This window comes from Acidianus sp. HS-5, assembly GCF_021655615.1.
GTDB lineage: Archaea > Thermoproteota > Thermoprotei_A > Sulfolobales > Sulfolobaceae > Acidianus.
The window spans coordinates 1,925,325-1,949,881 of sequence record NZ_AP025245.1; the positions used below are offsets into that span (position 1 = coordinate 1,925,325).

Annotated in this window: 30 protein-coding genes; 16 read left to right on the forward strand and 14 right to left on the reverse strand. The window is 33.5% G+C overall.

Annotated elements, in window-relative coordinates:
• The first annotated feature begins 2 nt into the window (after positions 1-2).
• Together HS5_RS10390 and HS5_RS10395 are read left to right on the forward strand one after the other, a co-directional pair.
• Positions 3-2,255 (forward strand): CDC48 family AAA ATPase, encoded by a 2,253-nt coding sequence (locus tag HS5_RS10390; RefSeq protein WP_236751323.1) that lies wholly within the window; start codon positions 3-5, stop codon positions 2,253-2,255.
• Positions 2,252-3,499 (forward strand): 2,3-bisphosphoglycerate-independent phosphoglycerate mutase, encoded by a 1,248-nt coding sequence (locus HS5_RS10395; protein WP_236751324.1) that lies wholly within the window; start codon positions 2,252-2,254, stop codon positions 3,497-3,499. The genes HS5_RS10390 and HS5_RS10395 overlap by 4 nt, the downstream gene beginning before the upstream one ends.
• 45 nt (positions 3,500-3,544) lie before the next feature.
• Here HS5_RS10395 and HS5_RS10400 read toward each other — a convergent pair whose 3' ends face one another.
• The 6 genes from HS5_RS10400 to HS5_RS10425 are packed head-to-tail and all read right to left on the reverse strand — an operon-like array spanning position 3,545 to position 7,079.
• Positions 3,545-4,069, reverse strand: a complete 525-nt coding sequence (locus HS5_RS10400; protein ID WP_236751325.1) for a DUF359 domain-containing protein — start codon at positions 4,067-4,069, stop codon at positions 3,545-3,547.
• Positions 4,042-4,242: a transcription elongation factor subunit Spt4 gene (gene spt4 / locus HS5_RS10405; protein WP_236751326.1), complete on the reverse strand. Its 201-nt coding sequence runs from the start codon at positions 4,240-4,242 to the stop codon at positions 4,042-4,044. Before spt4 ends, HS5_RS10400 begins: the two co-directional genes overlap by 28 nt.
• A 5-nt stretch (positions 4,243-4,247) precedes the next feature.
• A complete protein-coding gene (locus HS5_RS10410; protein ID WP_236751327.1) occupies positions 4,248-4,775 on the reverse strand; it encodes a DNA-directed RNA polymerase in 528 nt (175 codons plus the stop codon).
• Positions 4,776-4,787: 12 nt separating this feature from the next.
• A complete protein-coding gene (locus HS5_RS10415) occupies positions 4,788-5,210 on the reverse strand; it encodes a PIN domain-containing protein (RefSeq protein WP_236751328.1) in 423 nt (140 codons plus the stop codon).
• The gene (locus tag HS5_RS10420; RefSeq protein ID WP_236751329.1) at positions 5,189-6,436 is read right to left on the reverse strand and encodes a translation initiation factor IF-2 subunit gamma; all 1,248 of its coding nucleotides are present in this window, start codon (positions 6,434-6,436) and stop codon (positions 5,189-5,191) included. Before HS5_RS10420 ends, HS5_RS10415 begins: the two co-directional genes overlap by 22 nt.
• Positions 6,437-6,440: 4 nt before the next feature.
• The gene (locus HS5_RS10425) at positions 6,441-7,079 is read right to left on the reverse strand and encodes a 30S ribosomal protein S6e (RefSeq protein WP_236751330.1); all 639 of its coding nucleotides are present in this window, start codon (positions 7,077-7,079) and stop codon (positions 6,441-6,443) included.
• 68 nt (positions 7,080-7,147) lie between these two features.
• Between HS5_RS10425 and HS5_RS10430 the strand changes: the two genes are divergently transcribed.
• Entirely contained in the window at positions 7,148-7,531 is a 384-nt protein-coding gene (locus HS5_RS10430) for a CbiX/SirB N-terminal domain-containing protein (protein ID WP_236751331.1), read from the forward strand.
• Complete coding sequence (rnhA, locus tag HS5_RS10435; RefSeq protein WP_236751332.1) at positions 7,515-7,964, forward strand: ribonuclease HI; 450 nt, start codon at positions 7,515-7,517, stop codon at positions 7,962-7,964. Before HS5_RS10430 ends, rnhA begins: the two co-directional genes overlap by 17 nt.
• Here rnhA and HS5_RS10440 read toward each other — a convergent pair.
• Genes HS5_RS10440 through pcn form a run of 4 tightly spaced genes read right to left on the reverse strand, consistent with a single transcriptional unit; the run spans position 7,959 to position 11,139 of the window.
• Positions 7,959-8,417 (reverse strand): 30S ribosomal protein S15, encoded by a 459-nt coding sequence (locus HS5_RS10440; protein ID WP_236751333.1) that lies wholly within the window; start codon positions 8,415-8,417, stop codon positions 7,959-7,961. The two genes, rnhA and HS5_RS10440, sit on opposite strands and share 6 nt — an antisense overlap.
• Positions 8,418-8,450: 33 nt before the next feature.
• On the reverse strand, positions 8,451-9,434 hold the full coding sequence (locus HS5_RS10445) for a methionine synthase (RefSeq protein ID WP_236751334.1): 984 nt from the start codon (positions 9,432-9,434) through the stop codon (positions 8,451-8,453).
• A complete protein-coding gene (locus tag HS5_RS10450) occupies positions 9,431-10,390 on the reverse strand; it encodes a hypothetical protein (protein WP_236751335.1) in 960 nt (319 codons plus the stop codon). The genes HS5_RS10445 and HS5_RS10450 overlap by 4 nt, the downstream gene beginning before the upstream one ends.
• Positions 10,387-11,139, reverse strand: a complete 753-nt coding sequence (gene pcn, locus HS5_RS10455) for a proliferating cell nuclear antigen (pcna) (protein WP_236751336.1) — start codon at positions 11,137-11,139, stop codon at positions 10,387-10,389. The genes HS5_RS10450 and pcn overlap by 4 nt, the downstream gene beginning before the upstream one ends.
• Before the next feature lie 47 nt (positions 11,140-11,186).
• On the opposite strand from pcn, the gene HS5_RS10460 reads away from it, so the two are divergent.
• Entirely contained in the window at positions 11,187-12,482 is a 1,296-nt protein-coding gene (locus HS5_RS10460; RefSeq protein WP_236753547.1) for a cobyrinate a,c-diamide synthase, read from the forward strand.
• Here the strand turns inward: HS5_RS10460 and HS5_RS10465 are convergent.
• On the reverse strand, positions 12,457-13,215 hold the full coding sequence (locus HS5_RS10465; RefSeq protein ID WP_236751337.1) for a DUF2208 domain-containing protein: 759 nt from the start codon (positions 13,213-13,215) through the stop codon (positions 12,457-12,459). The two genes, HS5_RS10460 and HS5_RS10465, sit on opposite strands and share 26 nt — an antisense overlap.
• Positions 13,216-13,257: 42 nt before the next feature.
• On the opposite strand from HS5_RS10465, the gene HS5_RS10470 reads away from it, so the two are divergent.
• The 6 genes from HS5_RS10470 to HS5_RS10495 are packed head-to-tail and all read left to right on the forward strand — an operon-like array spanning position 13,258 to position 17,181.
• Positions 13,258-13,797 (forward strand): hypothetical protein, encoded by a 540-nt coding sequence (locus HS5_RS10470; protein WP_236751338.1) that lies wholly within the window; start codon positions 13,258-13,260, stop codon positions 13,795-13,797.
• Positions 13,798-13,829: 32 nt separating this feature from the next.
• Entirely contained in the window at positions 13,830-14,489 is a 660-nt protein-coding gene (locus HS5_RS10475) for a 3,4-dihydroxy-2-butanone-4-phosphate synthase (protein WP_236751339.1), read from the forward strand.
• Positions 14,486-14,947, forward strand: coding sequence for a riboflavin synthase (gene ribC / locus HS5_RS10480; protein ID WP_236751340.1), 462 nt, complete (start codon positions 14,486-14,488; stop codon positions 14,945-14,947). Before HS5_RS10475 ends, ribC begins: the two co-directional genes overlap by 4 nt.
• Positions 14,928-15,386, forward strand: a complete 459-nt coding sequence (ribH, locus tag HS5_RS10485) for a 6,7-dimethyl-8-ribityllumazine synthase (RefSeq protein WP_236751341.1) — start codon at positions 14,928-14,930, stop codon at positions 15,384-15,386. The genes ribC and ribH overlap by 20 nt, the downstream gene beginning before the upstream one ends.
• Positions 15,383-16,087 carry a GTP cyclohydrolase IIa gene (locus HS5_RS10490; protein ID WP_236751342.1) on the forward strand — a complete coding sequence of 235 codons (705 nt, stop codon included), beginning with the start codon at positions 15,383-15,385 and terminating at the stop codon, positions 16,085-16,087. The genes ribH and HS5_RS10490 overlap by 4 nt, the downstream gene beginning before the upstream one ends.
• Positions 16,060-17,181, forward strand: a complete 1,122-nt coding sequence (locus tag HS5_RS10495; RefSeq protein WP_236751343.1) for an amidohydrolase family protein — start codon at positions 16,060-16,062, stop codon at positions 17,179-17,181. Before HS5_RS10490 ends, HS5_RS10495 begins: the two co-directional genes overlap by 28 nt.
• On the opposite strand, the gene HS5_RS10500 is transcribed toward HS5_RS10495, so the two are convergent.
• From HS5_RS10500 to HS5_RS10510, 3 genes are read right to left on the reverse strand one after another with little or no spacing between them, the layout of a single operon-like run.
• Positions 17,147-17,893: a DNA polymerase sliding clamp gene (locus HS5_RS10500; RefSeq protein ID WP_236751344.1), complete on the reverse strand. Its 747-nt coding sequence runs from the start codon at positions 17,891-17,893 to the stop codon at positions 17,147-17,149. The two genes, HS5_RS10495 and HS5_RS10500, sit on opposite strands and share 35 nt — an antisense overlap.
• Position 17,894: 1 nt before the next feature.
• Entirely contained in the window at positions 17,895-18,188 is a 294-nt protein-coding gene (locus HS5_RS10505) for an RNA polymerase subunit Rpo13 (RefSeq protein ID WP_236751345.1), read from the reverse strand.
• Between the two features lie 8 nt (positions 18,189-18,196).
• A complete protein-coding gene (locus tag HS5_RS10510) occupies positions 18,197-19,858 on the reverse strand; it encodes a DUF87 domain-containing protein (RefSeq protein ID WP_236751346.1) in 1,662 nt (553 codons plus the stop codon).
• Between the two features lie 39 nt (positions 19,859-19,897).
• Here HS5_RS10510 and HS5_RS10515 point away from each other — a divergent pair, with 39 nt between their 5' ends.
• The 5 genes from HS5_RS10515 to HS5_RS10535 are packed head-to-tail and all read left to right on the forward strand — an operon-like array spanning position 19,898 to position 24,541.
• Positions 19,898-22,615, forward strand: a complete 2,718-nt coding sequence (locus HS5_RS10515; RefSeq protein ID WP_236751347.1) for a DEAD/DEAH box helicase — start codon at positions 19,898-19,900, stop codon at positions 22,613-22,615.
• Positions 22,616-22,671: 56 nt separating this feature from the next.
• Positions 22,672-22,962, forward strand: a complete 291-nt coding sequence (locus HS5_RS10520) for a 50S ribosomal protein L14e (RefSeq protein ID WP_236751348.1) — start codon at positions 22,672-22,674, stop codon at positions 22,960-22,962.
• The gene (locus HS5_RS10525; protein WP_236751349.1) at positions 22,963-23,217 is read left to right on the forward strand and encodes a tRNA pseudouridine synthase A; all 255 of its coding nucleotides are present in this window, start codon (positions 22,963-22,965) and stop codon (positions 23,215-23,217) included.
• 29 nt (positions 23,218-23,246) lie between these two features.
• The gene (locus HS5_RS10530; RefSeq protein WP_236751350.1) at positions 23,247-23,990 is read left to right on the forward strand and encodes an RNA-guided pseudouridylation complex pseudouridine synthase subunit Cbf5; all 744 of its coding nucleotides are present in this window, start codon (positions 23,247-23,249) and stop codon (positions 23,988-23,990) included.
• The gene (locus HS5_RS10535; protein ID WP_236751351.1) at positions 23,987-24,541 is read left to right on the forward strand and encodes a methyltransferase; all 555 of its coding nucleotides are present in this window, start codon (positions 23,987-23,989) and stop codon (positions 24,539-24,541) included. Before HS5_RS10530 ends, HS5_RS10535 begins: the two co-directional genes overlap by 4 nt.
• Positions 24,542-24,557: the final 16 nt, after the last annotated feature.

Below are 24,557 nucleotides of genomic sequence, written 5' to 3' on the forward strand. Positions count from 1 at the left end.
TGATGTCAACTTCAATTAAGCTTAAAGTATCTGAGGCAAGGCAAAGGGATGTAGGTAGAAAAATAGGTAGATTATCGGAAAATTTAATGACACAACTAAAAATAGATGCAGGAGACTACTTAGAGGTTATTGGACCTTCCGGCTCCTCTTTAGTTCAAGCAATGCCGGCATATGACGTCGGAGACGATGAAATAAGAATTGACGGATATATAAGAAAAACTATAGGAGCTAGTATTGGAGATGAAGTCGAAGTAAGAAAAGCTACTGTAAATAAAGCTACTAAAATAGTTTTAGCCCCAACACAACCAATAAGATTTGACCAGAGCTTTATTGACTATGTAAAAGATCAGCTCATGTATAAGCCTTTAGTTAAAGGAGAAACTATTCCTATTCCAATTTATACTGGAGTAATAGAACTAGTAGTAGTAAATACACAACCTAGCAATTATGTATTTGTAAGTTCTGAAACTCAACTGGATATTAAAGAAGAACCGGTTAAAGCAGAAACCACGTACACTAAAGTTACATGGGAAGATATTGGAGATCTAGAAGACGTTAAAGAAAGAATAAGGGAAATCGTAGAATTACCAATGAAACATCCAGAGTTATTCCAGCGATTAGGCATAGAACCTCCTAAAGGAATATTACTTTATGGACCTCCTGGAGTTGGAAAAACCTTACTAGCAAGAGCTTTAGCTAATGAAATTGGTGCATATTTCATTTCAATAAATGGACCAGAAATAATGAGCAAATTCTACGGTGAAAGTGAGGAAAGACTTAGGCAAATATTTGATGAGGCAGAAAAGAACGCTCCATCAATAATTTTCATTGATGAAATTGATGCAATAGCACCTAAAAGAGAAGAGGTTACTGGAGAAGTCGAAAAAAGAGTAGTAGCACAGCTGCTTACCTTAATGGATGGAATTAAAGGAAGAGGAAAGATAGTAGTTATTGGAGCAACAAATAGACCAGAAGCAGTAGATCCTGCACTTAGAAGACCTGGAAGATTTGATAGAGAAATAGAGATAAGACCTCCAGATACGAAAGCAAGAAAAGAGATATTACAAGTTCACACAAGAAGTATGCCCATTTCTGATGATGTAAACCTTGACGACATAGCAGATATGACTAACGGCTATACTGGAGCAGATTTAGCCGCATTAACTAAAGAAGCTGCAATGGTAGCGTTAAGAAGATTTTTAGCAACTACTAAAGTAAACCTAGATCAAGGACAAATACCTGCTGAACTATTAAAGGAACTAAAAGTCACAATGAACGACTTCCTAGAGGCAATGAAATCAATACAACCAACATTACTTAGAGAAGTTTATGTCGAAGTACCTAAAGTTAGGTGGAGTGATATAGGAGGATTAGAAGACGTTAAGCAACAGCTAAGAGAAGCTATAGAATGGCAAATAAAATTCCCCGATGTTTTCGTTAAATCTGGAATTAGAGCGCCTAAAGGGGTTTTACTATTTGGACCTCCTGGAACTGGAAAGACTATGTTAGCTAAGGCAGTAGCAACTGAAAGCGGAGCAAACTTCATTGCAGTAAGAGGACCAGAAGTTCTATCAAAATGGGTAGGAGAAAGCGAAAAAGCGGTAAGAGAAATATTTAGAAGAGCTAGACAAACTGCCCCAACGGTGATATTCTTCGATGAAATAGACTCTATTGCACCAATGAGAGGTTTTTCCCATGATAGTGGAGTAACTGAAAGACTTGTAAACCAATTATTAGCAGAAATGGACGGAATAACGCCATTAAACAAGGTTGTAGTAATAGCTGCAACTAACAGACCAGATATACTAGATCCGGCGTTACTGAGACCGGGTAGATTCGACAGACTTATATATGTTCCACCGCCTGATAAAGTTGCAAGGCTAGAGATACTTAAAGTTCATACTAGAAATGTACCATTGGCAGAAGATGTTAACCTAGAGACAATAGCTGAAAAAACCGAAGGATATACTGGAGCAGATTTAGAAGCGCTAGTAAGAGAAGCTACTATGCTTATGCTACGTGAGATATCGACAGCGTGCGATCAAAAATCTAGACAAGAATGTACCAGTAACGGTAAGCTTGCAGAAGAATGTTATAACAAGGAAATGAGGAATTGCATGAATAGTCCTAACGGTAAAGTTTCAATGAAAAACTTTGATGAAGCTCTAAAAATAGTTAATCCAAGTATAACTAAAGCAGATATTGAAAGATACGAGAGACTTGCCAAAGAATTGAAGAGGAGTGTTGCAATATGAGGAAGTATAAAATTCTTTTAATCATAGCAGATGGTCTAGGAGATAGACAAGTTAAATCACTAGGCAATAAAACACCTTTAGAGGTAGCAGATAAACCTAACATAAAAGAATTGCTTAAATCTTCACTAGTAGGACTAATGGATCCTATAGGTCCCGGTATAGTAGCAGGTAGTGATACTTCGCACATGGCTATTTTTGGTATAGACCCTCATAAGTATTATAGAGGTAGAGGTGCACTAGAAGCTTTAGGTACTGGAGCTTATCTTACTGAAGGTGATATAGCGTTCAGAGGAAATTTCGCAACGGTAGACGAGAACATGACTGTAATAGATAGAAGAGCCGGCAGGAAAATAGATGAAGGAGAACAGCTTGTAAATGAACTAAATGAAAAGATAGGAGAGATAGATAACGTAAAACCAACTTTTTACAAGGCCACAGAGCATAGAGTTGCAGTAGTGCTTTCTGGAAAAGACCTTAGCGATAAGATCTCTGATACTGATCCGCATGAAGTAGGACATAAGGTTAGAGAATCTGCTCCTTTAGATAACTCAGCAAACTCAAAAAGGACAGCGGAAATTGTGAATAATTTGACAAAGAGAATTTACGATGTGCTATCAACGTCTATTCACAATAAAAATAGGATTGAAAGAGGTGAGCCTCCAGCTAATATAATATTATTGAGAGGAGCTTCAAAATACGTAGAATTACCTAAGTTACGTGACTACACTGAGTTAAAAGGAGCTGCCGTATCAGCTACTGCACTCATAAAAGGTGTATGCAAAGCCATAGGAATGGACGTGTTTACTCCAAAGGGCGCTACCGGAGGAATGGATACTAATTACGATGCTATAGCGGATAAAGTTATAGAGCTGCTTAAAGACGATAAATACGACTTCATATTCCTCCACATAAAAGCAACTGACGCTGCATCTCATGACGGAAAAGCCGAAGAAAAAGTTAAGGCTATTGAAAAAATTGACTATATAATAGGAAAAATTTTAAACAACTTTGGACAAGAGATTGTATTAATGTTCACTGGAGATCATGCCACACCAGTAGAACTTAAAGAGCATTCTGGAGATCCAGTGCCAGTTTTACTTCATGTTCCAGATAACATAATTCCAGATAACGTTACTGACTTTAATGAAAGAGAAGCTAGAAAAGGAAGTCTTAGAATAACAGGATTAGATGTAATGAACGTATTGCTTAATTACTCAAATAGAGCAAGTAAATATGGAGCATGAAGAGGCTCGAAAGGGCTGATAGGTGAGGAACCCGCGCAGGACTGATTAACATTTTTTTACAATGAATTTAGAAAATATGTCCTTAACTCTCCATTTTGTAGCTTCACAAACTTCTAATGCAACTGCTCCAGCATTAGGTTGACCGTAAATTATTAAGTCCCCCTCTTTTCCGTAAAGTGTAGCAGGAATTACGAGTAAGTCTTCTTCACCATCTACATAAATTACAGAATTCGAAAATGAATTTAATGCAGATTTGATGTAAGACATTGCTGAAAGTCTTATTATTCCGGGCTCATTTTTTACTGTAATATATTTCGAAAATTTCATGCTCGATTTTATGTTCCTTTTAGTCTTACCGTCAATCACTGACAAAAATATTCTCTTGTCATTCTTTAATAACTCTTGAGTAACAACATCACCTACTGAAATTATTCTTTCAAAATTATCTACATATTTTAAGAGTTTTTCTGTAGATTTAAAAAGAATACCATAAGGTCTTGAAAGCTCCTTTCTAATTTCTTTAGGCAAATAAAAACATAAGTCTACTTGATATTTATCGCGTACCTCCAAGGTTTCTTTGCCCCTGTTAAATTCATCAGCTCTGAATTTTCGTTAAGAATTATAATCATACCTTCCCATTCTTCAGTGAAACTGGTGCCCCCGCATACCGGACACGCATCTTGGTCTGGCAAAACTAGTGCCTTGCAATTCCTACATGCTTTAAAAATTGAGGATTTGGGCATTTTTATCACTTATTTAACTTTCCTAATGTAGGTTGCTTCATTGTTAAACCTATCCTAGGTAATTTACCAGAAGAGGATATAGCAGAAACTGTAACTATCCTTGCTCTGACTAAATCTCCTTTTTGCAAAACTTTTTTAGTTTTCTCTCCAATTAAAATTCCTCTTGCTGAATCGAACTTAAAAGTATCGTCTGCTATTTGCGATATATGAACTAAACCGTCCATTGGACCTAGATTTACATAAATTCCGTAATTGTCCACTTCTGATACAGTTCCTTCAACTACTTCTTGTAAAGCTGGAACATAAGCTAATAACTCAAATTGCACCTCATGATATGTAGCTCCATCTCCAAAGATTATTTGGCCTTCTTCACTAGCTTTTGCAGATAAAACGCCTAAGACTAAACCCAAATCCTTAAAAATCTTGTCTTGATACTCCGATTTTAAGATTTCTAGTGCAATTTTATCTAGTTCCTCACCAAAGTATTCTGGAGGTATCCTTACAACCCCTTTAGCTTTAATAATTTTAAACATAATAATCAACAGTTAGATAAGAAAGACCGATTTTATAATTTTACCTTTACTAGCTAAAAAAATTATTCCTATATTGTTTTTTAATGCCTTTTGTTTCAATTCTCTATCATTTGTAAAAATTAGGAATTTATTCTTTTTAGCACAATCAATAAGAATATCGTCAGTTGGCTTATCTGTAATCTCGCCTATTAATTTCCAATAATTCTTATATTTTTCTAGATACATCATTGCTACGTTTATCCTTGAGATATAAGAAGGTGATCTAGAATACCTTGACCTTAAAATTTCCAACTCATGAAAGACTGCTTTGTGAATATAAAATTCTGGCTTGTAATCAAGGTATTCTATAACTAAATTAAAAGGATCTATCCTATCATATATGTAAAGCAAAATATTAGTGTCAACTAAAACTCCTAAATTTTTATTTGACCCCATCCTACTAATCTCCATCTTCCTCCAACTTGCCTACTTATAACTAGCCTTAAATTATTCTCCCAGACCGGGATTGGTCTCTTAAGTTCAAGTTCTATCTCATTAGATTTTGCATGAGTAACTGTACCTAATGTAGTTGCAGACCCTACTGTTATCATCAATACTTCTTTATTCCTTATAGGTGATACTTTAACAAGATCTTTACTACCAACTACCCTTTCAAGTAAATTATACTCAACTCTAATATTCCATAATACTGGAACATCTGCCTTAGCATCTGTGACCATATTACCCATTAAGCTGTCTGCCTTGGTTACTGATGGGTCTAAGTAAGTTCCTACTGCTACTAAGCCTCCTGGCCTAGCTTCATTTACTTCCAAATCTCCAAATCTAAGCGAAGATATTTTGGTATAAATAGGCTCATAGCTTACTTTACCTCTATCCTCGATCCTAATTCCTGGTAAAACCTTTATCTCCTGGCCTACAGAAAACTTACCCTGAACTATACTTCCTCCAACAACTCCTCCAACTAATTTATCAAATGTGGTTCCGGGTTTATTCACATCAAAACTCCTTACCACCAGCATTATCGGTATTTTAGTTAAATCTCTCTTTGGTGTAGGAATTCTTTCCTCTATAGCCTCTATTAATGCGTCAACATTTATCTTATGAAGTGCACTTACTGGAATTATAGGAGATCCTTCTGCCCAAGTTCCTTTTATAAACTCATTAATTTGCTTATATTGCGCAATAGCTTGATCTTTAGTTACTACATCTATTTTATTTTGCACTATAACTAAATTCTTTATTCCAACTATACCTAAGGCCACGAAATGTTCTCTGGTTTGCGGTTGAGGAAAAGGCTCATTAGCAGCGACTACCAAAACCGCTCCATCGAGAATCGCAGTTCCAGATAACATTGTAGCCATTAAAATCTCATGTCCTGGCGCGTCCAGAAATGATACTCTCCTTAAAAAATCCGGTTCTTCATCACTTCCGCATTGACTACAGGATTCTTCATTAACATACGCGTCTGGCTTTTTACAGTTTTTACAAATCCCAAAGCTAGCCTCTGCATAACCTAACTTTATCGTCATCCCTCTCTTTAATTCTTCAGAATGCTTAGATGTCCATATTCCAGTTAAAGCTTGAACTAATGTAGTCTTACCATGATCTACATGTCCTACTACACCTATGTTGACTTCTGGTTGCACTTTTGGCCAGGGCAAAAAATCACCTTACTATCACAGTATTTATCTGAACTATTTCATTACTTATTGTATCTCCTCTCAACATTTTCCTCCTTCTTTCTCCGTCTTCACGTGGAACATATCCCGGTGGGCCAGAAACTAGCACTCTCCTCTTAGCGGGGCCGGAGATATCTGGTCTCATCGCGAATCCCGTATTGTCAGATCCTCCGGTGACTTTTAGTGTAAATGGAGTATCACTGATTGTTAAGTTCATTTTATCTCCTATTTTAGTACCAAATAGGCTTAATTTTGATTGATCAACTAAAATTTGAAAGGCCTTAGTCCTATAAGCTAAAGCTTCAAAGTCTTCTGCTCCGAATTTTTCGGCAATAGTTTTACTTATATGCACTTCCTTATCAGGTAAACTATCATCGGTCTGAACTAGGAAATGTACTTTTATTTTTACCTTTTTATCGCCTTCCTGTTTTTCAATTTGCAAACTTAATAACTTGTCCAAATTGAGCTCTTGCTTTAGTTTAGTGTTCAATTTAGCTATAGGTAAGGCTTTTCCGTCTTTTTCTCCGTCCATAGATTTTACATTCTCATCTGCCTTTACTTTTACTTTCATTATCTTTAATTGCTTTGTTTCGGGATCTGAAATTACAACCTTAAAGTCCGGCAATTAAATGTCACCTTTCATTTTGGTATTCTGACACAAGTATATAAACTCGTAGCTCCAGAGAACTTAAAATGATCGGTATAATTTTAGTCCTGCATGGCAGTAGAGTTGAGGAATGGAAAAATATTGCTGATGGTTATAAAAATTTACTATTAGAATACTTCCCTCTCGTAGAATACGGATTTCTTGAATTTAACAAACCGACACTTAGAGAATCATTAGAAATTCTAGTAAATAAAGGAGCTACAGAAATAATTGCAGTGCCATTATTATTCGCTGCAGGTATGCATTTTTATAGGGATATTCCAAAGTTATTAGACTTAAATGAAAAAGGAGAAACTATAGTAAATCAGGAAAAAGTGAAAGTTATCATTGCAGAACCTATAGGAGTAGATAAAAGGGTTGCAGAGGTATTAAAAGAGAGGGTAGAGGAAAAAATTGATAGCAAAAGTTAATTTTGATGGTCTGTGTGAACCTAAAAATCCTGGAGGAATAGCAACTTACGCATATGTAATAAAACTCGATAAACAAATTATACAAGGTTATGGTTTGGCAGAAAAACCTTGGTCTAAAGATGCCACAAATAATGTTGCAGAATACATGGGCATATACTGTGCTATGACAAAGCTAATACAAATTGGAATAAAAAATGCAATATTTTATGGAGATAGCCAATTGGTTATTAGGCAACTATCTGGAGAATATAAAATAAAGTCTCTAAGACTTAAAAAGATATATGATAAAATACAAGAAAATCTAAAAAATTTCGAATATGTAGAATTTAAATGGGTTCCAAGAGAAGAAAATACAGAAGCTGATAGTTTAACAAGAATAGCATATAGTCTGGTACTTCAAAATAAACTAAAAGAAATAGGGTGTAGACTATGATGTGCTAGTTATTAATAACTCGGCAGTTGCTGGATCATATGCCCAATTTTCTGGCAATTTTCCAACATCTTTATAATAATATACTAACCTCCTAATCTTTGATTCAATTTCCTCAAGGCCTTTCTTTGATACTTTATCCTTAGGATATTCTGTAAGATGCCTCCTTACATTAACAGCTTTTCTAATCAAATTGAATAAATCTTCGGGAATTTTAGGAGCTAAGCCTTTCTCTTCAAGAATATCAGTTAGGTTCTTTCCAGTTATTTGCTTTACTAATGGTATACCATATTGATCCCTTAATATTACTCCTATCATACTAGGCCCATATCCTCTTTTAGCTAATTCCTCTACTAGCATTTCAACTTCTTCTCTAGTAAACCTAACCCATTTGGGAGCTCCAGCCCTTACTGGTCTGGTGGAGTGGGATTTACCTCTAGCTCTCTTCTTATTCATAGCTAATCACTAGCTTATTCTAGTACTTATATTCTACTTTTTAAGTTCTTCCCTCACTATCTCTGTTCCCTTTACCATGTTTACTAATTTTTGTAAGGCTATATTCCTAGGAAGAAGCTTTAATCCACAATCAGGATTTATCCATATTTTCTCAGCAGGGAAGTACTTTAATGTGTTCTTAATATCTTTAGCAACCTCTTCTGCAGATTCTATTCTTCTGTTATGTACGTCTATAACTCCTAATCCCAGCTCTTTTTCATACCCGTATTTTTTAAATAAGTCTAAGTATCTGTAATTATATATCTTTAAAGCAAAATTTATTTGATCAACCTTAAATTCGTTCAAATATGGCGCGACTATCCTATAATCACCATAACATATGTGAATTATCAGTTTAGCGTTAATTCCTTTAACAGCTTCATTTACTGCCTCCACTGCCCAGTTAACATCTTTCTTATTCGAATGTATAGCTGGTTCATCGACTTGTATTATTCTTGCTCCAGCATCAACTAAGTTATGTATTTCCTTATTTATTATCTTTGCTAGGTCAAAAGTTAAGTCTCTCATATCTTTGTAATATTCATTATATGACCAATACGCAATTGTATAAGGTCCGGTAATTGTTATCTTAACGTTCGGAGTATATGATACTGATTTAGTATAGTTAAACTCATCAACTAAAAGTGGGGATTTATATTCTATCTTGCTTACTACAGCAGGCTTCCTATAATACGCAGTACCCCAAACCCTTACAGGGCCATAAAACTTGAACCCTCCTAATCTTTCCGCAAAATACTCTACCATTTCATCTCTTTTTACTTCGCCATCTGTAGGGACGTCTATCCCTGCTAAATAATGATCGTGAAGTACAGCTAAAGCAGCATCGTTAAATGCTTCTGTTAGCTCTTCGTCAGAAACTTTTCCTGCCTTATGTAGTCTTATAGCCTCTCTTAGCCATTTTGGTCTAGGATAACTACCTATTACGGTTGTTGGTAAGATTGGTAATTCTTCCATCATTGTATCACCTTCTTTAGAAGCATTAATTTTTTCCTAGCAACCTTCTCCGGTATAAAATCCATTAAACTGGCATTACCTATCATGATCTCTTTAGCTCCCTTTTCTTTGGCCTTCTCTACCATTCTCTTTATAGTGCTTATTCTTTCCATTTTAGTATTTCTGGTATTCAAAACTCCTAAAAATACGTTCTTATCTTTAAAATACTTATAAATATTAGCTAGTTTCTTCTTGTTCTCTATTATATCCACACCGTAGTTCTCTACTGGTAGAGAAAATAGATAAGGAAGCCTTTTGCTTAACACTTCAAAATATGAAATAACCAGCGTAGGTTTTCTGACTCCTTTGAGCATAGCATCATATGCTGAAGAAAGTTTATCTAACGTTTCCTTTTTAATTCCTTTAGAGAAAAGAGAAGGCTCGTGAATTTCTATCATATCAACTTTACTCTCTATTCCTTTTATTACCTCGTTAACAACTGAAGAATACGTGAACATTAATTCTTCTTCATCATGGTAATACTCATCTTGTGATAATTCAACATATGTTAGAGGACCTAATATCACAGAACTTAAACTAGATTTTACCTCAAGTTTCTTTAACATCTCCTTATCAAGCTCAAGAATTTTCTGATATTCCTCTTTAGGAGTTAATTTTGACTTTATTACAGCTTTTCTGTAATAAAAGTTATTATCAAAAAATCTCATTAACTCTCCTTTCTCTTGACCATTAATATAAGAAAAAGTTAAATCAACTATATCATCCCATCTAAATAAGCCGTCGGTAGTAAATGCAGGATTGACTTCCTTTACTATATTAAAGAATTTTTCTTCTTCTTTTAAAAACGCATTATCTAACTTATCTTGAGATAGTTTGCCTGACCTAAATCTAGATATTGTTTTACCTAATGCAAGAGATCTTGGATAACTTCCTATTATATATGCCTTAAATTTTATCACCCCATTTGTGGAGCAAGTAAGTATATTACATTACCGCCAGATTCCATATTAAACTGTATCTGTAATGGTTTCTGATCAGAGAACGAGATTTTCATTAAACCAGAAAGTTTTGTTAAAGCCAATATATCATCCAAATAATCACAAGAGTACGTAGACTCTGCAGGCTTCGAAATCTCTATGTCTTGTAACCCACCTGATTCTTTAGCAAATTCTACTTCTACATCAGTTTCAGACTTACTTCTAAGTGTAATACCATTCTCATCGGCCTTAAATAGTATAGTGTCGCTTACAGATGAAATTTGACCCACTGCTTTGTTAAATCCAGAAGAATTTATGCTAGCTTTAACATCAAACTCCAAGTTAAGCTCAGGAACTTCTGGAGGAGAAACGTCTAAATTCCTTATAATATAATCCCTATTAATACCGCCAGAAATCCTTATTATAACCTGTGAAGGATCCTCTGCCTCTAGCTCCATGGATTCCTTCTTCTTAGGTGCTGACAAAATCTTTAATAGATATTGGGTATTAAAACCGAAATTAAATTCCTCTTGAACGTCGTAATCCTTGAATGCTTCCTTAGGAATTTGAAGTCTTACCAATGAAATATGAGCTCTGTCTATAGCTACTAATTCCACTCCATCTGGGTTTATCTTTAGTGATGCTTCATCGACTAGCTTTGCTAATGCAGTTAATATATTCTTAAAATCTCTTACATCATCATAAGAAAGCTTCATGAGTGAATTTAACATAAATTATACATTTATTTCTTTTTGTCATTAAGTGTAATATGACTCATATACCTAGAATTTTAATTTCATCAGACAGAAGTGATTCTGGAAAAACACTCATTTCCTCAGGTTTAATGAGAGCATTATCTAAAAGAGTTAAGGTAAGACCATTCAAAGCAGGACCAGACTTTATAGACACAGGATATCATAAAATAGCAACAAGAGGTATTCCTTCAATAAATCTTGATTTATTCATTATGGGAAAGGAAAATGTTATCAATAGTATAATAAAATATTCTAATGGATTTGATATTTCTATAATAGAGGGAGTTATGGGACTTTACGATGGAGTAGGATTGGATTACAGTACTTATCAACTGTCAGAAGTAACTAAAACTCCTATAATCCTAATCATAAACTGTGAAAATATAGGTAGTACTGCAGGAGCAATAATAAGAGGACTAAAAGATTACGGAAATGCAAGAATAGCAGGAGTAATATTTAATAAAATTTCTTCAGAAGGCCATTTTAATTACTGCAAGAATTCAGTAAAAGATGTGAAAGTTTTAGGCTATGTACCTTTTTCAAAAGACTTAATAGTGCCTTCAAGGCATTTAGGTCTTTACACTACTGAAGATTATAACCCAGAAAAATCAATCGAAGTTATTGCTGAACTAATAGAGGAACACGTGGATATTGATAAAGTCCTTGAAATAGCTAATTCTGCAGAGGATTTACCTGGTATTAACAATCAAGAAACGATGCAAAATGAGGAAAAAATTGCTGCAATAGCTTACGATGCAGCTTTTAACTTCTACTATCAAGAAAATATAGAAATACTAAAAAGAAAATTTCAGATAAAATTCTTCAGTCCATTAAAAGGTGAAACAGTTGAAAATCCTGACTTAATTTACATAGGCGGAGGATATCCTGAACTTTACCTTAAAGAATTAGAATCCTCTACAACTTCCAGATGGCTAAGAAAAGAATCGTATAAAGGAACAAAAATCTTAGCAGAATGCGGCGGATTAATGTATACTTCTAAGTATATAATAGGAACAGATGATAAAAAATACAATATGAGTAACATTTTCGATATAGGGATTTCAGCAAAAGGAAAGTTGACTATCGGTTATACTGAACTTTTAAGTTTAGAAAACTCGATAATTTCTAGAAAAGGAGAAAAAATAAGGGGTCATGAATTTCATGTTTCTTTTCCAGTAGAAGTAAACGAGAAGAAATTCATATTTAAGAATATAAAGGGTAAGGGAATAAAAGACAATTATGATGGCGTAAAAACGCAAGAAACTTTAGCTACATATTCACATTTTCACTTTTCTAGCCTTCGGAACTCTGCCTTTTAAGCTCCAGTTTTTTAATACGCTCTATATAATCAAGAACTTTATCTATGTCCTGTGAATATAATCTAACCTTATATGGTAATTTCTGTTTTGTCGAATCTATCTCTATATAATGTTTTTCACGGTTTATTGTAATCTCAGAATTAAGTAAATATTTAGCATGTAGGAAGACGGAATATCCTTTACTGCTAACTATTCCCTTTTCAGTTATCTTATAACTAGGCATAGCCATTGGCGCCATATTGCCCATTGATGGAGCTAGAACCTTTCTGCTTACGAAGAAGCCTATTCCAAACAAACCTTCAAAATACGCTAAATACACTATTAATCTATATGTTAAAGTTTGAGAATCTGCAAATTTTATTATATAGCTGTATGCAAAGAACAATACTGCCAAGTAAACAACATAAAATCCTAACATTCTAAAATTTCTCTTTATAGAGTCCATATACTGTTTTTGATATTCTTGATCTGCCATTATTAACTTCGAGACATCTTTTTCCTCATATATTGTCCTAGAGTTAACTATCTCATAAAGCAATTTTCTATCTCTAAAAGTAGGATTAGACTTGTAAGTCATAAAGAAGGTAAATCCAAAAATTACTATCATATATAAAATTATTACCTCAAAATAATACTGTGGATAATAAGTTAAAACTATAGATATTATTACTAACCATACTTGTGTGAATAGTAGGAACTTCCAATTATAAGGATTGTACTGACTAGCAGACATCTCTCATTCCTTTTTATTTTATTCTATCTAATATTTATTAGCATGCTTAAAGCGTTAACATTTTTACTTATAAGTATAGCCCTAGTCTCATCAATTTCTTACTCATACTATTCCAGCGTTTCGTATAAAATTGGAGACTCTCCACCAAATAAAGTAATTTTAGAGATATATTCTAGTGTTAATAATCCAGCTAATATTACATTTAATAACTTTACACAAGAAATTTATATAAAAACACCATATAACTTAACAGGCAACATTTCCCTTATTCATATCAATATTCCAAACTGTCCTATATCTAACCATTGCTATATAATAAACGATGCATATCTAACGGATTATAACTCAATATTTTTAATACAAATAATTAATGGTACTAAAGAAAAATTAGGATGTATAAAGATAATTGTCTGCGGGCCAGAAAATCTGAGCATACATGTTCCTATTAGTTCTAATACACACTTACCTCAAGGAGATAGTAAAGATGATACGCCTAAATATGACTACATAGTTATATTACTAATACCTATTTTATCAATAATTGGTAGTATATTACTTAGGACAATAAAAAGGAATAAGTAAATACTTATATATTATTGTTGAATAGATAGCTTATGATATCAAAACAAGAGATAAGGAAAAACCTGGAAGATGGCCTGCCAATACTGATATACGATTTTGATGGAAGAGAAGAAGAAACAGACATGATGTTTTACGCAGGAGCAATAGACTGGAAAAAAATCTATATACTGAGAAAAGAAGCTGGTGGATTAATTTGTTATGCCACGGGCAAAGAAGAAGGTAAAAAACTAGGCTTAAAGTTTCAAACCGATATGCTACTAAGCTCAGAATACAAGCAATTAGTTAAATTACCTCAATACGGTGATAAGCCAGCATTCGCATTATGGGTAAATCACGTAAACACTAGGACAGGAATTTCAGATAATGATAGAGCATTAACAATTTCTAAGTTGCATGAAATTATATCTGAGTTAAAAGAAGATGAAAAAGACGCAACAAAAAGATTCTATATGGAATTTTATGCTCCAGGTCATGTACCAATTTTATTATCAAGAGGAATAGGAGAAAGACATGGACATACCGAGCTTTCAACAACACTAGCTGAATACGTAGGCCTTGAAAAGAGTGTTGTAATTACAGAAATGCTAGATGAAGGAAAAAGTCTAAATAAAGAGAAAGTTATGCAATATGCAAAAAATATGGGATTCTTACTAGTAGAAGGTAAAGAAATCCTAAAAGAGATGATAGCATGAAATATGGAGTTGCCGACACTACGTTCTCAAGAGTTGATATGGGGTCAATAGCCATTAAAATAATAAAGAAAGAAGATCCTGAAGCAAAAATTACAAGGTATACTGTACCCGGAATAAAAGATCTACCAGTAGCTGCAAGAAGATTAATTGATAATGGTTGTGATGGAGTAATAACGCTGGGTTGGGTAGGGAAAACCATGCTTGATAAATATAGTTACCTAGCAACCAGTATCGGGCTAATAATGGTTCAAGTATTAACCTCGAAACATGTTATAGATGTTACGATTCACGAGGACGAAGCAGATAATGAAGATAAGTTAAAAGAGATAGCTATAGATAGAGCATCAAAGCATGCAAGAAATTTAGTTCTCTTAGTAAAAGAAGGTAATAATGCATTAACTCCTTTTGCAGGCAAAGGTTTAAGGCAGGGATATAAAGATGCCGGACCAATCGATTAAACTAGGATTAGTAGCTGCTGAATTTAATTATGATATTACTTATCTGATGTTACAGAGAGCAATATCTCATGCTGAATTCTTAGGAGCTAAAGTTAGCGTGATATTTAAGGTTCCAGGATCTTTTGAAATACCACTAGCAGTAAAGAAATTAATTAAGTTAGACGTTGACTGCGTTGCAGTTTTGGGAGCAATTATCAAAGGAGAGACTAAACATGATGAAATGATAGCTAACCAAATAGCTAGGCTTATTTCCGACCTTGAGATAGAGTATGAAAAACCTATAGGTTTAGGAATTATAGGTCCTGGAGCTTCACATGAACAAGCAGTAGAAAGAATAGAAGAATATGCAACTAGAGCAGTTGAAGCTGCAATCAAAATGGCTAGAAGATTAAGGAAAGTCCCAGAAAAATTGAATGAAGAAAGAGTGACAATAGAATGAAAATTTTGTTAATGGAATTCATTGGATATAAAGAATGGACGGAAAGTTTAGGTTACGATAGAGAATGGAAAATACAAGATATTCAATCCAATGTGTATAAAACAGTAAATGATGAAATATCAAGAACTGGGGGGTTTTCATTACCAGTAAGATATGATGGTCTAATAATTTTGGCTGACGGAATATCTACTAAAGATTTACTAAAGGTCTATGCTAAAATTAAGGAAATCGCTCCAACTAAAATAGGAGTATGTCTAAGTTACGGTAAATCTCCTAGAGAAGCTGAAGCAAACGCACACAAGTGTATACTAAGTTCCTTATCCGAGACAAGTTTTAATGAACTTCCTGACGAAAACGTTGTTGCATGCCACTTCGATTATAATAATTTTACTTTATTAACTAAAGAATTATCATTTTATACAGCATATATGAAAATAACAAGACTTTACTCTATGTTGTCTGAAAAAATATACGATTTGGGTGGAATTACTCAATACTTAGGCGGAGATAATATGATAGCATTTATCAATGAGGACATTATAGACAAAGTTATCAATATTGTTCAAAATATGGACGAAATTAAAGTAGGTATAGGAATAGGAAAAAATGCGAGATCTGCAATGGCTGGAGCAACAAAAGCTCTAGACGAAATAAGAGTTGAAAGGGAAGAAAGGTGGAAAATTGCGAAATTCTTAATGTAAGAAAAGTCCTTCTGGGAGATAATCTGGAGATTAAGGATAATGCAAATATCGAAATATGTAATGGACAAATTACGCATATTGGCAACGGTTTTGCAAGCAATGGAAAGAATTTTACTACAGGGATAGCAATACCGTCGCTTGTAAACTCTCATGTTCACATATTAGATTACGCATTTCCAGAGATCGGAATAGATAAGGCATTAAAAGATCTTGTAGGAGACCCTAATAGTATAAAATATGAGTTTTTATCGAAATTAAATGAAAAAGAATTAACAAACTTTTCATTAAAATATATTTATAATTCAATAAATTTTGGAATAATAACTATAGTAGATTTTAGGGAGTTAGGAATTTTAGGAAGTAAAATCGCTCTTAGCACAAAAAGAAAAATAGCAGGGATAAATTACATAATTCTAGGTAGACTGGAGAAAAATGAGTTCAGTGAAGAAAATCTGACAAAGTTAGCAGAAATCGATGACGGATTTGGCGTATCGAGCATGTCAAGCTATTCACGACAAGAACTTGAAAAGATAAGCTATGCATTTAAGAATAAAATTAGAGCAGCACATGTATCTGAAACATTAAGGCAGAATTTAAAGAGCGATCTAGAGTACTTTATAAAATATTTGAAGCCTAATCTGGTAATTCATGGGACCTGGCTTTCAGAAAACGAAATGCTGCTTTTAAAAGATAACAACATAAGTCTAGTTTTTTGTCCTAGAAGTAATCTATGGTTTTCAAGCGGAATACCTAAAATCGCCACTGCAATAAGATCTGGTGTAAACATCCTACTGGGTACCGATAACGCTGCGTGGATTTCTCCAAATTTATGGAAAGAAATGGAAACTGCACTGTTAATATCAAGGCTCCAAGATCCTCTAAGTAATTATTCGCGAGAAATCTTGAGAGCTGTAACTATAAATGCCAAATTCCTCGGAGATAATAAAATAGAAGAAGGAATAAAATCAAATTTTATAATAATAGAAGGAGATAAAACAGGCATTTTAAGAGCTCATGATACATATTCTGCAATAATAAAAAGAGGATCTGAAGGAAGTATTACATACGTGGAGCAACCCAGAATATTAGCATAGCTCCTTTATCAGTAGAAGCCTCAACTTTCATAGGTAAATTATTACCAAAGCTTAATTTTAACGTATCAGTAAAACTGCTTTCATTAGCTACTGTCTTTAGAACTTCTAGGCTATATATTGCCTTAGAACTGCTTTCTATACTAACCTCTTTTAAAGGCTGATCTTTCTTAAGTACTGCCCTATAAGTTTTCCCAGACTCTTCAGTAGAGATTATTACTTCATCTCCCTCGGCCGAAAATTCTACTTCTTCCCCTATTTCCGATGCATCACTTATTATAGTCTTTAATATATCTCCTTCAAAAACTATAGAAACAGGTAACTTAACGTTAGGTTCCTTTAATACTTGAGGCTCGCCTTTTTCTGCTTTTAAGTTCATTGTACTTCTTGTCCCAGATTTCTCATCTCTAATGGTAATTTTAATCCCGTAATCTGTCTCGGAGATTTCTATTGAAGCGTTTTTTGATTTAGCTTTGCCTAACACTTTTTTAAGATCTGAAATAGGAATCTTTAATGAAATAGGCTTCTCTATCTCATAATCATCTAAAACATCTTTTGGAATATTTATAACACCCATCAGAACTTTATCGTCAGTTAAATGTTTAGCTACAACGCCTTCTTCTGTTAAATTTAATATTGGAGAATCAACTAATTTTGATATCGCGGTTATTAGCTTATAAAAATCCAATGAACTTGCATATACTACCTTGAACACATCACTCCTCCTCTTCTTCTTTTACATTTGTTTTCTTGGATTTAGTAGTTTTCCTCCTTGGTGCCTTTCTCTTTTGCGAGTTAGCTAAATCTTCGTAATTTTCTTCAAACATTTTTTTAGCTTCTTCAATACTAATCTTACCTGCTATTAATTCATCCCACACTTCAGTATTTTTCATTAATAATTCAATATCTTGCAAAGTCAGAGCAGGTAATTCTTCTTCCTCCTCTTCAGTCTTTTCCTCTCTTTCTCTCTTTGGTTCTTCTTCCTCCTTATTCTCGTAATCGTCTGACATAATCTCACCTAATCTGAACGAACCAAAATTATTTCATCCCGCAATATATCTCTTGTTATAATTAAACCCCTTTCTAACTTCGGTAAACTATTATAAATAGCTTTAAATATATCCTGATCTTGTCCACCAATTAACCTACTTATAAAATCTATCTCCGTAGGATCTACAACATTTAGAGCAAAAACGTAAGAAGTATTAGGAATAAGCTTTCTAACATATTCTACAGACTGCGATATTAATATAAAACCAAAACCAAATTTCCTACTCTCAGCAAAAAGTCTCTCCATTAATTCTTCCCCGCTCTCCTTAGATAGTACAAAAGGAGCTTCATCAATTACTATCATTTTCTTAAAATTAGATTGACCAGAAATATACATGTAAGCCAAGATTGATCTTAAGATTGTTTCAATTATAATATATTTTATCTCAGGAATTGTAACTTTGGAAAAATCTAAAACATAATCATCACTTACTATATCATAAATACTTATTGAATTATTCATAAATGTATTTGACGATAGGAAATAAATATACGGTTCTAAAGATTGAATTTTATTAAGTTCTTGCGAAGTAGTAACAAGTTTTTTCTTCTTCTCAAGTAGCATTAACACGTCCCTAAAATTTGGAGGAGGTAAATTCCAAGTTCTTTCATCATCCTCGAATATACCCTTTTCTCCATATGCATCAACAATTATATTTGAAAGGTCTATAGTTTGTAAGCTACCTAGATTAAATATGGATTTTATCATATATGCTACCTCTAATGCCCTCTGCCTTGGAGACTGACCAAATAAAGACAACGGGTTAATAGAAATCTTGGATATATCTATCCTCTTCGCATCTACATCATATTCGCCATGAATATCGAAAATAAGGAAATGTAAGCCTCCTTTTTTCAATATATTCTTAGCTAAGTAAGACTTACCTGATCCACTACCACCTACTATTAGTATATTAAAATTTCTATTTTTTTCAATATTAATGTAAAACTTCGACTTATAAGATACCCATTTATAATTACTGTTTGTAGATATTTTTAAAGAGGAAAACGATGATCTCTTTAATATCCCTACTGTCTCACCTATACAGATACCTTTATCTTCCTTGTTTAAACCTACTTGAGACATGATATAAGGTAAAAAGATCCAGCCTGCCATTATTAGTGGAGAATCTTCCTTTCTTCCTGATAATATCAATAAAAAGAAAGAGATTATGCTTCCTAATAAAAATAACTGATTAAAATAAAGTACTGTGTAGAATATTATAGACAAAGCAACGAATGCTACAGCCAGCGAGACTGCGTAAGTATTAAATGAGATATAAATCTTCCTTAATGAAGATAAGAACTCATCCTCATATCTCCTTCTTATAATTAATCCAAAGAACAGAGCTGTAGCTAATCCCAGACTATAAGGAAATAATATATAAATGTTGAATAAATCAATATAATTCAATATGTCAATTAATGATAATATAGATATGAAATATACTAGAGATATTATAGCTGATCCGAATAAAATGTATGATAATATAGCATCAATAAATAATGACGCAAAAATTCCAAGATTAACGTAAACAGATCCTAATTGATATCCAGCAAAAATAAACTTAGGTAAAATTAAACCTAATATCGCTATCAACAAAAATACTCCATGTCTAACTTCTTGCATACTCTTATTACCTCGTCATAACCAATTATTAACTTGTTAATGCAGGAAGACCTGGTTTTTGTTGAGAATTTAAGAAAGCTCGGCTATGAAAAACTTACCCCAATACAAAAGTTAGCTATTCCTATAATTCTAAAGGGAAATAATACTTTAATAATAGCACCTACTGGCTACGGTAAGACAGAAGCCGCAATAATACCCGTTTTCTATAGAATTTTCGGATCAAGACCACAAGAAATTTCTACATTATATATTACCCCACTTAAAGCATTGAATAGAGACTTAGAATCTAGACTAAGAAACATTGGAGAAGTTTTCGGAATAAAAATTAGAACAAGACATGGAGATACTACTTCTAAAGAAAGAAAAGAGATAATTGAAAAACCTCCAGACGTTCTTATAACTACACCCGAAAGCTTACAATATCTTATATTAAATGAGTTTTATAGAAAATATTTTGAAAATTTAAGATGGATAATAATCGATGAATTGCAAGAAATGTTAGACGAGAAAAGAGGATATGAACTCTCAGTTGTCTTGCAGAGAGTAAAGAAGCTCATAAAAGGAGTTCCACAGATAATAGGAATTTCTGCAACAATAGGAAATATGGAATTAGCTAAAAAATACCTAGATATTAATAGCAATGTCGAAGTCGCAAAAATAGATGCTACAAAGGATATGGAATTAAAACTGCTAATTCCAAAGCTTAGCGACGAAACAAGAAATATAGCATTAAAAGAAGGATTAGATCCTATTTTAACTGCAAGGATTAGTGAAATAAGCGAGATAATTAAAGAGAATAAGCCCGTTTTAATTTTCACAAATACTAGAGAAACTGCAGAATTCTTAGCAAATAAACTCCAGGCTATATTTAGCTTAAACATATCAACCCATCACGGTTCATTATATCGAGACGTAAGATTAAATGTAGAAAAAGACTTTAAAGAAGGAAAATTGGACGCGATAGTTGCAACATCAAGCTTAGAACTAGGAATAGATATAGGACTAATTTCCCTTGTAATTCAATACATGTCTCCTAAGCAAGTAATAAGACTAATACAAAGAGTAGGAAGAAGCGGACATTCGTTACACAAAAAAGCCAAGGGAGTAATTATACCTTCAAACTATCTCTTTGATATCTTGGAATGCGAAACGTTGACTGAGGCAGTAGGAAATTACTTAGAAGAACCTTCATACGAAGAAAACCCTCTAGACGTTTTGGCACACCAAATTGCAGGCATGATTCTTGAAGGGTATAATAAAAATGAAATCCTTCAAATAATTAGGAACTCAGTATATTTTTCCAACTTAAAAGACGAAGATTTAGATAATGTATTATCAGTGTTAGAATCAGAGAAAATAGCTAAAGTTAAGGGCGAAAACTTATCGCCTTCTTACAGAACCTGGAAATATTATTACCAAGTTAACATGATACCCGACTCAATAAGATCTTACGACGTAATAGAAGTCTCAAGCAATACAAGAATAGGAAAACTAGATGAAGATTTTGTGGTTATGCTTGATGAAGATTCTATTTTCATCTTAGGAGGTAAACTCTGGAAAGTAGTTTCTATAGATAATAACAAAGTAATAGTGGAAAGAGCTTCATTAAAGGAAGGAATACTGCCAAGTTGGTTCGGAGAATCAATACCAGTAGAAAAGGAAATAGCTAAGAGAGTCTTTAAAAAATTACAAAAATATATGAAGGAAGGATCTCCATATGAAGAAATTAATGAGAAACTCGAAAAGTATAAAACAAAAGGATACCCAGAAATTAAAAATAATGAAATATTACTTGAAATAATAGGTCAAAATAAAGATCTTATTACTATTTTATCACCTTTTGGAAGTAAGGGAAATAATACTTTAGGAGCTATACTATCATTTATCCTTTCCAGACTTAACGGAATAAAAGTCACTTATAGGAATGACCCTTACCACATAGTTCTAGCGTCAGTAACTCCTATAACTAGAGAAACAATTGAGAAAGCAGTAAAGACTCTCGTGTCTTTGAACAAGAAGGAAATTATTGAAATAGTAAGTAATGCAATAAAAGAAAGCCCACAATTTAAATGGCAATTATTGATAGAGGCTGAAAGATTCGGAGCAATAGACTTAAACTCAGACGTACAAGTGAGCAGTACATTACTTAAAGCTTTTACAGATACAATAATCGGAGAAGAAGCCGTAAAGGAAACGGTAGTAAAATACCACGATTTAAGTATATTTGATGAAATAAATCATTATAAGTGGAATATAATAGAGACGCCAGATCCTTCTCCTCTTTCGCAAGACTTCCTCGATAGACTACTGGCCTTCACTACAGAATCAAACTCTGCAATGCTGGAGATATTTAAAAGAAGACTTTTGTCCAAAGATGTAAAAGTACTGTGTATAATGTGCGGGTGGAATGAAATAGTTAGTATAAGGAATATTCCAGATAAATGTCCAAAGTGCAGTTCAGTTTTCTTAACAGTTACTACTACCGATGATAAGAATAGCCCAGAAATAGTAAGGAAAGCACTTAAGGGCGAGAAGTTGAAAAGGCTTGAAATGAAGAAACTTGAAGAATTGAGAACAATATCCTCCTTATTTTCAAGATATGGAAAATACGCTTTTATTGCTATAGCAGTACCGGGTGTAGGGCCATCAAATGCGGGCAGAGTCCTTAGTAAATTATCTGATGGGGAAGAGAAATTTTATATTGCTTTAGTAGAAGAGGAGAAAAAGTTCCTTAGAAACAGTAAATATTGGAAATAGATGACAAATTAAAGGTAAGTTTTAAATTATAGGCATAAAGTTTCTTTTAGATTACAATGTCCGCAATTGAAGTTGGTAGGATATGCGTAAAAACTAGAGGAAAAGACGCAGGTAAAAAATGCATAATAGTAGATATAATAGATAGTAACTTCGTATTAGTTACCGGACCAAAGAAAATATCTGGAGTAAAAAGGAAAAGATCTAACATTTTACACCTAGAACCTACGGATAAAAAAATAGATATTCAGAAAGGAGCATCAGACGAGGAAGTAGAAAAGAAACTACAAGAAGCCGGATTAACAGACTTCATGAAAGAAAAGGTAAAGATAAAAATACCAGTGGTTTAAATGATTTTTTATGATTTTATATATAAGATAGACACTTTTTGTGGATACAATAACTCGTGGAATATAAAGAAAGAATCTCAAACATCTGAAAAATACGGCTTCTTCCCAGACAAAAGACCTTTAGACGAACTAATAAAAAATTCCATAATAAACATTGACAAGCCTCCTGGACCTACAAGTCATGAAGTAGCATTCTGGATCAAAAAAATGTTCAATCTCAGTAAAGTAGGCCACGGTGGGACCCTGGAGCCCTAAGCGGGCGGGGTAATCCCAAAGTATCTGGAGTGTTACCTATAGGTCTAGAAAATGCTACAAAACTAATAACATATATAACTAAAGCAGAAAAAGAGTACATTTGTGTGATGGAAACTCACGAGAAGGTAAATGTCTCCATAGTTAAAGAAATAGTAGAAGAGTTCAAAGGAAAAATTTACCAAAGACCACCAGTTAGATCCTCAGTAAAGAGGAGATTAAGAACAAGAAAAGTTTTCGACATAGAAATTCTGGAAGAAAAGGATGGTAAACTGTTCTTATTGAAGATCTCGTCAGAGCCAGGTACTTACATGAGAAAAATATGCCATGATATAGGAATTATACTAGGTACTGGAGCACATATGAGAGAATTGAGAAGAACTAAATCTGGAACATTTACAGAAGAAGGTTTAGTTACATTACAAGATGTATCTGAAGCATTATACATGTGGAAGAATTGCAAAGACGAAAGCGATTTAAGAAAAATACTGCTTCCAATGGAAATAGGACTTTGCGGAATACCTAAAATTATATTAGACGATAATGCAGTTGATGCAATAGCTTACGGAGCTACTGCAAATGCCCCAGGAATAGTTGCATACCAAAATTTCAAAAAAGGAGATTTAGTAGGGTTAATAACTATCAAAGGAGAAGGAATAGCAATAGGCAAAGCTTTGGTTGATTCTAATAATATTCAACAAATGAAGAAAGGAGAAGTAGTAAGACCCAATAGAATTTTGATAAAAAGAGATGTTTATCCTAGGGCTTGGAAATGAAAGACCTTTACGTAGTAAATGATGTAATAGACGGAATTCCGTTGTCGTTAGTAAGCCATCCAGGACTCTTCTCAAAGAAAAAACTTGATTTAGGTACTAGAACTTTTCTAGAGAATTTAATAATTCCTGACGAAGGAACAGTAGTAGACTTAGGCTGTGGATATGGAGCCGTAGGAATTTTTATAGCACTAAAAAACGAGAAATTAAAAGTATACATGGTAGACGTCAATCCTTTGGCTGTAGCTACAGCAAAGCTGAATGTAGAAAGATATAATTTACAAAATCGTGTAACGGTAATGAAAAGCGACGTGCTTTCTGCAATACAAGAGAAAGTGGACGCAATCTACTCTAATCCGCCACTCTCAAAAGGAGTGGATTTCTTACAAAAATTTGCAGAACAATCTGCAGAAAAACTCAAAAAAGGCGGGTTCATACAGATGGTGGTCTATAAAGGAGAAAATAACGTCTTGAAGATATTTTCTAATTATTTTTATAATGTAAATGCGATTAAAAGAAGCAAAGGTTACTCAATTATAGTAGTTAATAATTAAAACTCTCCAACATTAT